The organism is Desulfovibrio sp. TomC (assembly GCF_000801335.2).
Classification (GTDB): Bacteria; Desulfobacterota; Desulfovibrionia; order Desulfovibrionales; family Desulfovibrionaceae; genus Solidesulfovibrio.
The window spans coordinates 39841-51656 of the sequence record NZ_JSEH01000020.1 but is presented as its reverse complement, the minus strand read 5'-3'; the positions used below and the strand labels follow the sequence as shown (position 1 = coordinate 51656).

Sequence of the window (11816 nt, the reverse complement as noted above, 5' to 3'; positions counted from 1 at the left end):
GCCTATTGTTGCCGAAACCACTGGCTGTACGCGTCAAAATCGGACAAGAGAGACTAGAGAACCCGCTCTCAGTAATACAGATTTGCCATAAAATCCGGCTGTGAAATGAGGCGCAACATTGCCGTGAGAGAAAGTGAGACTCCTGGTCTGTCTTTTAAACAGTTTCATGGAAACTGTTTAAAGGACATATTATTTCATTTTGAAATGATACAACGCCAGACAGGAACTGCGAAACGCCTCTTGACGTTTCAGCTTGCACCGGCGTAACATTTTCAAATATAGTCCAGACGAGACAACAACCCTGTTGCCGCAGCCAGGCGGACCTCCTCCCGCGTCTGCGGTGGTGCCTGGAGGCATACCATGAACGGCCGCAACACGCTGTGCGACCTTCCGGCCTTCCTGCTCCTTCCCGCCCTGTCCGTCCTCCTGCTCCTGGTCTGGCCGGCAAGCGCCCTTCCCGACAGCATGACCGTACCCTTTGTCAACAACGACTGGAAACTGGTCATCACCATGGAGCCCGACGGCGACATGGCCATGAACGACGCCATCGCCTACAAGATGGAAAACGACCTGCCCTCGGTCCGTTTTCAGGCCCAGGGCAAGCAGAAATTCACCGTTACTGCCGTCTATACCGGTTCGGTCCAGGGCACGGCCTTTTTTGACGTGGCTCCGTATACTGTCGCCCCTACCCTCAATTACACGGCAAACCCGGGTCTCAAGGAGGGCGAGTTCACCTCCGAGAGCTGGTACACCGGCGGCCAGGACGGCTGGAACCATTGGCCATGGATCTGGGAGGTGCGCCTGGAACTGCGGGACTCCGGCGGCTTCGAGATACCGGGGACCTTTGCCGGGGGCTATCTGACGCTGAACATTATCCCGTTCCGCTATGCCTGGCTGGAGTACACCCGCTTGTGCGTCAGCGATGTCCGGGCTACGGCCCTGACCGCCGAACTGGTGTCCATCGGTCCGGAAAACTACACCCTCACCTCCGAGTCGCCGGTCGAAATCAACCCGAAAACCGTGGCTCCCGAAGCCTACTATTACGCCAGTTATGCCGGTTTTACGTTGTATTGTCCCCTGGCGGCCTTCGACACCGGTCCAATCAAGACCAAGGTCACGGCCGAAGGCGGCGGAGCGCCCCCGATATCCCAACAAGTTACCGTGCCTTTTGCCCGGGTGGAAGAATCAGATCGGGGTGTGTGGATCAAGAACCAGCTCAGCGGGGAATGGTCGGAGCTTTCAAACGGCGGGCCCCTGGCCAAGGGCGACCTGATCAAGATGGCCCCCGTGCCCTGGTATGATTCCGTCTGGCTGCCCCATATTGTGGTGCAATTTGCCGATGGCCAGATCCGGGAGGTGACCTTGGAACCGGGCTACGACCAGTCCCAGGCCGGCGAACTCATTATCGAGGTGGGGCAGGGGGCGCTCCTGACCCATAACGTCGCCTGGACCATCAAATTCACCAACTTCATCCAGGAACGCACCAATAATCCACGCGAATATGCCAAGGAATACGTCTGGGACACCCTGGGAGACGCGCTTTTCAATTTCTTTGCCCCTGGTTCGAGCTGGCCCATCAAGAAAATCGGCGGAGAAATTATCGAATACGGCCTGGAAAAAGTCTATGGGGCCACAGGCGGTGACGGCGCACAAAGGTTCGTTCCGCGCCCGAGCGTCGAGGACATTGTCGCCGAAACCCGGACCATGCGCGCCGGCAGCCGGGGCAATAGGCCAAGTTCGCGCCCCACGGCCCACGCGGCCATGGCCATCAACAGTAATGGCTCCATGACCGTGGAAAATCGCATCGGCACCCGCCGGGCCGTCAACGCCAGCCAGCAGACCCGACTTCTGCCCCCACGCACCCAGGTCAGCCACACTTCCTTCTTCGGGCAGGTGACCAACCTGCCCTATCCAGGCACCATCGACTATCCGTTCTTCACTGTCACACCCGCCGATGGCAGCTTTACCTCCTCCTGTACGCCGCTCGTGACCTTCAGCTACAAGGGCTACGATACGAAATTTATACCCGAAACCCTGGACGTGCGCATCAACGGCCGTCTGGTCAACGCCTTCATTTCTCGGGGGGAGGCAGCCGCCAGCCTGCGCATTCCCTACGACAGCGCCCTGAGTTACGGCTCAAACACCGTCGAGGCTTCCATCATGGACGCCATCAGCGGTCGTATATTTGTCACCACCACCTTCTTTGCCTCCGGCACGCCCCAGGCCCCAAGCCGCCTCGTGGCAACGCCCGCAGCGACTTCCATGCTGCTGCACTGGCAGCCAGGCCAGACCCGGGGCCTTTCTGGCTACCACGTCTACAAGGGCGACACCGCCGACACCATCACCACACGCCTGACCACGACACCCATCGCCGGCCAAGTCTACGCCCTCTATGCCGCGACCGAACCGGGACTGGCCAGCGGAGCCTATTTCGCGGTCAGTGCCGTGGTGGACGGCACGGAAACCGCTCTGTCAACGCCCGTGCAAGGCTCCCTGGCCGGGCCGGCTGCCGCCGCGCCCGCCCCCATCACCGATCTGGCTGCCGCCACAAGCTATGAGGCGATCACCCTCAACTGGACACCACCGGCCGGAGCCCGGGTCTACCGTATAAGCCGGGGCGGCATGGACGACCTCATCCTGCGCGACCCGCCCTTCGTGGATGCCACCGCCGGCCGGGGCATCAACCGGAGCTACACGGTCACCCCCCTTGGGCTCAATCTGGCCGCAGGGACCACCGCAACAGTCACGGCCACGGTACCGGCCACGACGCCGCCGCCGGCCCCGACCGGGTTTACGGCCTATGCCGCCGACGCCGAAAACAAGATCTGGAATCTGCGATGGGATCCGGCCCGGGCCGCCGGCATCGCCAGCTGGCGGGTCTATGAGTCCAGAAACGGAGAGGCCTATGCCCTGGTGGCCCAACAGGCCGCTGGGGAACTGACCTTGGCCCGGACGCTGACGACTCCGGGGCCGATATCCTGGCACATCGCGGCCGTGTCTGACGCCGGAATGGAAAGCGCTGCCGGCCCGGCCTGCGACGGCGGCTACGCCACGGCCGTCGTGCCGGCCACCATGGCGACCAGCGCGGGGACGTTGCTGTTGCTGCGGGAATAAGAAGAACGCCCTGGGTCGAGGGCTGTGTCTTGGACGGCGGTCGACAACTCGGTCGATGGCATCACCGTTTTTCGCATCACATGGTCATAAAAGCGAAAAGCCGCCCATTGCTGGACGGCTTTTCGCAAAAAAACAAAATATCTGGCGGAGAGGGAGGGATTCGAACCCTCGAACAGGATTTACTCCCGTTACCCGCTTAGCAGGCGAGCGCCTTCGGCCAGCTCGGCCACCTCTCCGCAAAAAGGCGAAGTAAAGGTTTGCTGGCCCGAGGTCAAGAAAAAAAGCTGGTCCAACATGCACCTCCTGCTGTTTCCGCTCTTTACAGGGGGCCGGCCCCGCGCATATGTTCACCTTTCGTCTTAACGAGCCCCCTCAAAAGGAGTCCAGGGCATGAAAAAGTTTGCGCGTATGGAGCGCCTTCCCCCATACGTTTTTGCCACCGTCAACGAGCTGAAAATGCAGATGCGGCGGCGAAACGAAGATGTCATCGACCTTGGTATGGGCAATCCGGATCTGCCCACGCCCCCCCATATCGTCGAAAAACTGGTCGAGGCCGCCCAAAAGGCCGCCAACCATCGGTATTCCGCATCCAAGGGCATCAAGGGGCTGCGCAACGCCATTTCCGGCTGGTACAAGCGCCGGTTCGACGTCGACATCGACCCCGAAACCGAAGCCGTGGTCACCATGGGAGCCAAGGAAGGCCTGGCCCACCTGGCCCTGGTCATGCTTTCCCCGGGCGATGTCGTCTTCGCCACCGACCCGGCCTATCCTATCCACCCGTACTCCTGCATCATTGCCGGTGCCGACGTGCGGCGCATCCCCATCAGCTCCGACCGGGATTTTTTCGAGGATCTGCTGGCCGCCACCAAACAGACCTGGCCCCAGCCCAAGCTGCTCATTATCTCCTATCCGCACAACCCGACCACGGTGACGGCGGATGTCCCGTTTTTTGAGCGCATCGTGGAGTTCTGCAAAGAACACGACATGATGGTCATCCACGATTTCGCCTACGCCGACTTCGGCTTCGACGGCTACCGGCCGCCGAGCTTTTTGCAGGCCAAGGGCGCCAAGGATGTGGGCGTGGAATTCTTCTCGCTCACCAAAAGCTATTCCATGGCCGGCTGGCGCGTCGGGTTTTGCTGCGGCAACCCCGAGATGGTCCACGCCCTGACCCGCATCAAGAGCTATCTGGATTACGGCATCTTCCAGCCCATCCAGATTGCCGCCACCGTGGCCTTAAACGGCCCGCAGGAGTGCGTGCGCGAGATCATGGACGTGCACCAGGAACGCCGCGACACGCTCATTGAGGGCTTGGCCCGGGCCGGCTGGGACGTGCCCGCGCCCAAGTCCACCATGTTCGTGTGGGCCAAAATCCCGGAGCCGTTTGAGCATCTCAAATCCGTGGAATTCTCCAAGCTCCTGTTGCGTGAGGGCGGCGTGGCCGTGTCGCCGGGACTTGGATTCGGGCACTTCGGCGACAACTACGTCCGCTTTGCCCTGGTGGAAAACCGTCACCGCATCAATCAGGCCGTTCGCGGCATAAAAAAGGCGTTGTCCGGATGAACGAAGCACTTGTCGCCCCCGTTCGTATTGGACTGGCCGGACTCGGGACTGTCGGGTCCGGCCTCGTGGCCGTGTTGCAGCAAAACGCCGAGTGGATCAGCGCCCGGCTCGGCCGTGGGGTCGCCGTCAAAACGGTGCTCGTGCGCGACCTGGCCAAGCCCCGGGCCGTGACCCTTGGTCCCGAGGTCGTCCTTACCACCGATGCCGAGGCCCTGGTCACCGACCCGGACATCGACATCGTGGTCGAACTCATGGGCGGCATTGATGCGGCCTTTGCGCTCATCCACAAAGCGCTCTCGGCCGGCAAGCATGTGGTCACGGCCAACAAGGCGCTGTTGGCCAAGCGTGGTCCCGAGCTTTTCGCCCTGGCCGCGGCCAAGGGCCTGGGGCTGTATTACGAAGCCAGTTGCGCCGGAGCCGTGCCCATTGTCGAGACGCTCAAGTCGTCTTTGGCCGGCAACCGCATCAAAAGCATCATCGGCATCCTAAACGGTACGGCCAACTACATTTTATCCAGCATGAGCGAGAAGGGCCTGCCCTTTGCCGCGGCGCTCAAAAAGGCCCAGGATCTGGGCTATGCCGAGGCTGATCCGACCCTGGACATTCAGGGCTACGACGCGGCGCATAAGCTCATTGTGCTCATTCGGCTGGCCTACGGCCGCAATTTGCCCCTGGACAAGCTGCCGGTCGAAGGCATCACCGCCGTTACGCCCGAAGACATCCGTTTTGCCCGTGAGTTCGGCTATGCCATAAAGCTCATCGGGCAGGTCCGTGACCTGGACGGCCGTCTGGCCGCAGGGGTGTGGCCCATGCTCGTCCACGAGGAATTCCTGCTGGCCAGCGTCAAGGGGGCCTTTAATGCCGTGCGCGTCGAGGGCGACGCCTCCGGCCCCATCATGCTCCACGGCAAGGGGGCCGGCGATCTGCCCACGGCCAGCGCCGTCCTGGCCGATGTCCTGGCCCTGGCCCGGGAAGGCATGATCCCCAACAACACCGGCTTTCGCACCGAACCGTTGCCCGAGGCCGAGCTGGTCGATCCCGATGATTTCATCAGCCCGCATTATATCCATTTCACGGTCAAGGATCAGCCCGGGGTCATGGCCGCCATCTCCAAGTCCATGGGCGAGCACGGCGTGTCCATCCGCCAGGCCGTGCAGAAGGGCGAGCCCGAGGACGGCTATGTGTCCATCGTGTTTTTGACCCACGAGGCCGCCAACCGGGCCATCACCGGCGTGTTGACCGACACCGGCGCCATGGCTTTTATCAAACCCGGCACCGTCCATTTCCGGGTGTTGTAGCGGCTCATGACATCCCGCGTCGGCCGGACCCGGTCCCAGCCGGCGCGGGCTTTTTCTCTTGATCCGGACGCCTCGCAAGCCATAGGGCGCAACAGGCCGGAGTGACGCTTACGGCTCGTCTGGTTTGGCGACAATTCCCAGATTCGGGGCAGGGGCCGACATGGTTCGAAAAAAAGTAGCGATCCTCATTTTCCCAGGCGTGGAACTGCTCGATTTCTGTGGTCCCTACGAAGTCCTGTCCGCTTGCCGTCTGGATGCAGCCCGTCGTCGGGAAGACCCGTCGCCCTTTGAGATCGTGCTGGCGGCCGAGACGCTGGAGCCGGTGGTCTGCGCCAACGGACCGCGTTTTTTGCCGGATACGCTTCTTGCCGATTGTCCGTTGCCCGACGTGCTCCTCGTCCCTGGCGGCCTGGGGGTGCGGACGCACATCAACAATGCGCCGCTCATTGATTGGCTGCGAACCGTCGGCAGCCGGGTGGAGACCCTGGCCGGGGTGTGCACCGGCTCCATGCTGCTGGGCAAGGCCGGACTGCTCGACGGAAAACGCGCCACCACCCACTTTGCCTCCCTGCAATGGATGCGCGACCTGTTCCCGGCCATTACGGTCGACGACGACTCCCATGTGGTCACGGACGGCCGCATCCTGACGTCGGCCGGCATTTCTGCCGGCATTGATCTGGCCTTTCGGATCGTTGCGCAGTATTACGGCCAGGCCGTCGCCCAGGCCACGGCCCGACACATGGAATATCCGTATCGTACTGACAATCGGCGGCGTTATTGACCTGTTTGCGCGGTCAAGCCCGTTAAAAGTTTTTGAAGAGAGTCCAGAGAGAAACTTTTTTTCAAAAAGGTTCTCTCTGGCCGCCGGAGGCACCTCCCCGCATGTCCATCTCCTCTACCTCCCCCAAGCTCGTCTTCCTCATCGCCGACGGCATGGGCGACCTGCCGATTTCCGCCTTGGGCGGGCGCACGCCCATGGAGGCCGCTCATACGCCGGCCATGGACCGGTTGGCCCGATCGGGGCGGGTCGGCCTTTGCCGCACCGTGCCAACCGGTATGGCTCCCGGGTCGGATGTGGCCAACATGTCGCTTTTGGGCTTTGATCCGGCCAGCCACCATACCGGGCGCGGTCCCATTGAGGCGGCGGCGTTGGGTTTGGCTCTGTCGGCCGACGATGTGGTCTTTCGGCTCAACACCGTGACGGTGAGCGAATTTGCCGAGTCTGGGCTCATGCGCGATTACAGTGCCGGGCATATTGACACGGCTGTTTCCACCGGGTTGGTCAACAAGCTTGCCGAGTCCTGCCTGCCGGCCGGGTACGAACTCCATCCCGGGGTGCAGTACCGCCATCTGCTGGTGGCCAAGGGTGCGGCGGGACGGGAGGAAGCCACGGTTTTTGTGCGCCCGCCCCATGATATCACTGACCAGGGGATTGCCCCGGATATCGCAGCGTTGCAAAACGTGCCGGCCTTGTGGGAATTCGTCACTTGCGCCGCACGTCTTCTGGCTGGGAACGGCAATGGCAGCAAGGCCAATGCCGTGTGGCCCTGGGGCCAGGGCCGGGCGCTCGCATTGCCGGATTTTGCCGCCGCCTTCGGGCTTCGCGGGGCCGTGGTCTCGGCGGTGGATCTGGTCAAGGGTCTGGGCCGGGCGGCCGGCATGGACGTCCTGGAGGTGCCCGGAGCCACGGGACTCCTTGATACCAACTACGAGGGCAAGGTCGCAGCCGCCTTGGCCTATCTGGAAAGAGGGGACTTCGTGTTCGTCCATGTCGAGGCCCCGGACGAGTGCGGCCATGGCGGCGACGCAGCGGCCAAGACCGAGGCCATTGCCCGGTTCGATGCCCGGGTGGTGGTCCCCATGCTCGAGGCCCTGGGGGATCAAGCCGCCTTTGTCATCGCCTGCGACCACCCGACGCCCATTGCCATTCGCACCCACACCAGCGACCCGGTGCCGTTTGTGTTCTGGAAGCAGGGCATCGCCGCCAACGGGGCTACGGCCTTTAGCGAACGGGAAGCCGCGAAAACGGGCCTGCTCGTCGAACCCGGGCATACGCTGTTGCCCCAGGCGACGGCCTGGGCCAGGGGCTGAGACCGCCGTGGCCGTCATCCTCAAACCCGAGGACTTTCCAACCCCCGACACAAGGCTTCGGCTCACCGTGTCCTACGGCGAGACCGACCGCATGGGCTATGCCTATTACGGCCATTATCCCCACTGGTTCGAACAGGCCAGGGGACGGTTTATCCGTGAACGCGGCATGAGCTACGCCGAGGTGGAAGCACGCGGCGTCTGGCTGCCGGTGCGCGACATGGCCGTTCGTTACGTGCGGCCGGCCCGCTACGACGAGGACATCACGGTCCGGGCGGCTGTTGCCGCCTGGGGCCGGGCTTCGGTTACCTTCGTTTATCAGGTCTTTGGCCCGCCGGAGGCAGCAACGCTCCTGGCGGCCGGCGAGACCGTGCATGCCTGCACGTCCACCGACGGACGGCCCATGGCCGTTCCGGATTGGCTGCGCGGCCTCTTCTCCGCCTAACCCTTCCTCCCTTTCCTTGCAGAATCTCCTATGTTCATAGATATCCATACGCACGCCTATCATCCGAAAATCGCGGACAAGGTCCTGGCCCAGCTTGAGAACCATTACGGCATTGCCCCGGTCGGCACCGGTCAGATTGACGATCTGCTGGCCCGGGCCAAGCGGGCCGGCCTGGACCGGGTGGTGGTCCACAACGCAGCCACAGCTCCGGCGCAAGTGGTGCCGGCCAACAACTGGGCCATTGGCATCAACCGGGAACACGCTGCAATATTGAGCTTTGGGACGCTGCATCCGGACTATCCCGATTTCGAGCGGGAACTCGACCGGTTGTGGCGAAACGGCATCAAGGGCATCAAGTTTCACGCCGATTTTCAGGGGTTTCGCCTGGATGACCGCAAGCTGTGGCCGATTTTCGATGCCCTGTCCGGTCGTTTCGTCGTCATGCTCCATGTCGGCGACCGCCTGCCGCCCGAGGAAAATAACTCCTGCCCGGCCAAGGTGGCGGCCATTGTGCGGGATTTTCCAGATCTCACCGTCATCGCGGCCCATATGGGCGGGTATCTCCACTGGCAGTATGCTGTGGAGCACCTTGTCGGAAAAAATGTCTATATTGATACCTCCAGTACTCTGGCTTTCATCGACGACGATACCTTGCAGCGCATTTTCGACGGCCATCCCCGGGACCGCATCCTTTTTGGCAGTGATTACCCGCTGTTCGATCCCGGCGATGAGATCGTGCGCCTGCGCAGGCGGCTATCCCTGCGCGATGCCGAACTGGAGCAGATTCTTTCGACCGGAACATCATTATTTCGGTAACTAAAATGACCATTGACTTGGCCGTGGCCTCGTGCTCGAAGAAAAGGACCCTGGCGAACGCCTGTTGTTTGCAGTGCCGCACCAGGGCCAAGGAGACATCCAGATGAGCATTCGTGCCCAGATACTCGGTTCGCTTGGTATCCTTTTTCTCGTTGTTCTCCTGATGTTCGGGGCCACCTGGTCCATTACCAGCCAGCAGAAAACGGACGGGCTGGTGATCAACCTGGCCGGCCGGCAGCGGATGCAGGTGCAAAAAATCGCCAAGAATGTCCTGGCCTATGCCCACCAGGCCAAGGGCGGGGCCGCTGCTGAAACCCTGGCGTCGGACATTCGCAAGACCCTTTCGGCATTTACCGCCACCCAGACGCTTTTGGCCAAAGGCGGCGCCTATACCAGCGGCAAGACGTTTACCATTGAGCCCCCCAGCCGGGAGGTTGGAACGCTGCTGGATGAGGCGGGCCGGTTGGCCAAGCCCTTTGAAACAGAGGTCGAAACCATTTTGGCCAAGGGCGACGGGAGTTCGGCGGATCGCCTCGTCGCCGCTTCCGAAGCCCTGGTGACGGCTCAGGACAAGGCCGTGGCCCGGTTGCAGGCCGAAACCGAAGACGCCGTGGCCACGCTCATGACCATCCAGGCTGGCGGGATGGTCCTTTGCGTTTTGGTCTTTTTTGGGGTGCTTTTCATGCTTGGCCGCACCTTGCGGCAGCCGTTGTCCCGGCTCCAGGCCTATGCCGACGCTGTGGCCGGCGGCAATCTCAAGGCCGTGGCTGCCGGCGCCTATCCGCCGGAACTGCTCGTCCTGCGCGAGGCCCTGGCCCGCATGGTGGCCTCGCTTGAGGCCAAAGTGGCCGAGGTGGGCGAAAAAAGTCTTGAGGCCGAACGCCATGCCGCCGATGCCGATCGTGCCCTGGCCGAGGCCAGGGAACAGGAGAACCGCACGGCCGAGCTGTTGGCCCGCCTCAATGAGGGGGCTGACAAGGCCCGGGCCATTTCCGACAGCGTCATGGAACAGTCGGCCGGTCTGCTGGGCCAGATCGAGCACGTGGGCCAGGGGGCGCAGCAGCAGCGCGACCGCATGATGGACACGGCGACCGCCATGGAAGAGATGAACGCCACGGTGCTCGAAGTGGCTCGAAACGCCTCCAGCGCCGCCTCCAGCGCCGTCGAGGCCAAAGACAAGGCCGTCATCGGCGCACGCGGGGTCCGCTCGGCCGTTGAGTCCATCGAATCCATCCGCCAGCGCATCCTGGAACTCAAGGAGTCCATGACCCGGCTTGGCCAGCAGGCCGACAGCATCGGGCATATCATGAACGTCATTTCCGACATTGCCGATCAGACCAACCTGCTGGCCTTAAATGCCGCCATCGAGGCGGCCCGGGCCGGGGATGCCGGCCGCGGGTTCGCCGTGGTGGCCGACGAGGTGCGCAAGCTGGCCGAAAAGACCATGACCGCCACCAAAGAGGTTGGCGATGCCGTTGTTTCCATCCAGGGACAGGCCCGGGAAAATATCGCCGCTGTCGAATCCGCCGCCACCGGCATCGAAGAGAGTACCCGGGCGGCTGCCGATTCCGGACGTTTCATGGATGAAATCGTCGGCATCGTTGAGGCCACGTCCACCCAGGTGGAGTCCATTGCCACGGCTTCCGAGGAACAGTCCGCCACTTCCGAGGAAATCAACCGGGCCGTGGAGGAGGTTAACGCCATCGCCGGGGAAACAGCCGAAGGCACAGGCGTCGCCGCTGAGGCCCTGGCCGCCATGACCGAACTGTCAAGCGAACTCGACGCCGTCATCCGCCAGATGACCGGCGATGCCTCGGCCCCGGTCCGGTCCCTGGCCGTCTCCCGGTCGCGTTCGACTGCCGTAGCCAAGGCGCTGCCCGCTGCCCGGCCGACCCCGGTCAAGGCCCTGGCAGCGTCCCGATCGACGACGGCCAAGGCCTTGCCGCCGGCACGTCCGCTTGCCGCTGCCCGTCCGGCTCCCTCGGCCAAATCGCGCGCCGCTTCGGCCGCCAAGCCCGCCGGCTCCGGCGTGGCGCTGCTCCAATGGGACGAGTCCCTGGCCACAGGCTTAAGTGAGGTCGACCGCCAGCATCAGGTCCTGGTGCGCATGATTTGCGATCTCCACGAGGCCATGCGCACGGGCAAGGGCAAAGCCCAGTTGCAGGCCATCATCGAGGAGCTGGGAAATTACACGGTGGAACACTTCGGCTACGAGGAAAAGCTCATGGAGAAGTACAAATATCCGGGGTATCTCAACCACCGCAAAGAGCACACGACCTTCGTGGACAAAGTCATTGCCTTTGGCAACGACTTCCGGGAAAACCGGGCGGCAGTCACCACCGAGATCATGAACTTTCTCAAGAACTGGCTGGTCGGCCATATCAAGGGCACGGACCAGAAATATGCGCCGTTCTTCCTCGAACGCGGCGTCAACTAGCTTCCCGTAAAACAAGAAAAGCCCGGATCGCCATGGCGGTCCGGGCTTTTTCATG

Annotated in this window: 8 protein-coding genes and 1 tRNA gene; 8 read left to right on the top strand and 1 reads right to left on the bottom strand. The window is 62.6% G+C overall.

Annotated elements, in window-relative coordinates; translation table 11 throughout:
• Positions 1 to 360 precede the first annotated feature (360 nt).
• Complete coding sequence (locus tag NY78_RS17170) at positions 361 to 3114, top strand: hypothetical protein (RefSeq protein WP_043638629.1); 2754 nt, start codon at positions 361 to 363, stop codon at positions 3112 to 3114.
• Between the two features lie 142 nt (positions 3115 to 3256).
• Here NY78_RS17170 and NY78_RS17165 read toward each other — a convergent pair.
• Positions 3257 to 3350, bottom strand: a tRNA-Ser gene (locus NY78_RS17165).
• Positions 3351 to 3504: 154 nt separating this feature from the next.
• Here NY78_RS17165 and NY78_RS17160 point away from each other — a divergent pair.
• The 7 genes from NY78_RS17160 (at position 3505) to NY78_RS17130 (ending at position 11761) form a co-directional block, all read left to right on the top strand.
• Entirely contained in the window at positions 3505 to 4677 is a 1173-nt protein-coding gene (locus NY78_RS17160; RefSeq protein ID WP_043638626.1) for an aminotransferase class I/II-fold pyridoxal phosphate-dependent enzyme, read from the top strand.
• The gene (locus NY78_RS17155; protein ID WP_043638624.1) at positions 4674 to 5975 is read left to right on the top strand and encodes a homoserine dehydrogenase; all 1302 of its coding nucleotides are present in this window, start codon (positions 4674 to 4676) and stop codon (positions 5973 to 5975) included. Before NY78_RS17160 ends, NY78_RS17155 begins: the two co-directional genes overlap by 4 nt.
• 160 nt (positions 5976 to 6135) lie before the next feature.
• Entirely contained in the window at positions 6136 to 6756 is a 621-nt protein-coding gene (locus NY78_RS17150; RefSeq protein WP_043638621.1) for a DJ-1/PfpI family protein, read from the top strand.
• Positions 6757 to 6857: 101 nt separating this feature from the next.
• On the top strand, positions 6858 to 8066 hold the full coding sequence (locus NY78_RS17145; protein ID WP_043638618.1) for a cofactor-independent phosphoglycerate mutase: 1209 nt from the start codon (positions 6858 to 6860) through the stop codon (positions 8064 to 8066).
• A gap of 7 nt (positions 8067 to 8073) precedes the next feature.
• A complete protein-coding gene (locus NY78_RS17140; protein ID WP_043638616.1) occupies positions 8074 to 8508 on the top strand; it encodes an acyl-CoA thioesterase in 435 nt (144 codons plus the stop codon).
• A gap of 30 nt (positions 8509 to 8538) precedes the next feature.
• Positions 8539 to 9324 (top strand): amidohydrolase family protein, encoded by a 786-nt coding sequence (locus NY78_RS17135; protein WP_043638613.1) that lies wholly within the window; start codon positions 8539 to 8541, stop codon positions 9322 to 9324.
• 103 nt (positions 9325 to 9427) lie between these two features.
• Positions 9428 to 11761, top strand: a complete 2334-nt coding sequence (locus NY78_RS17130) for a bacteriohemerythrin (RefSeq protein WP_043638612.1) — start codon at positions 9428 to 9430, stop codon at positions 11759 to 11761.
• Positions 11762 to 11816 lie beyond the last annotated feature (55 nt).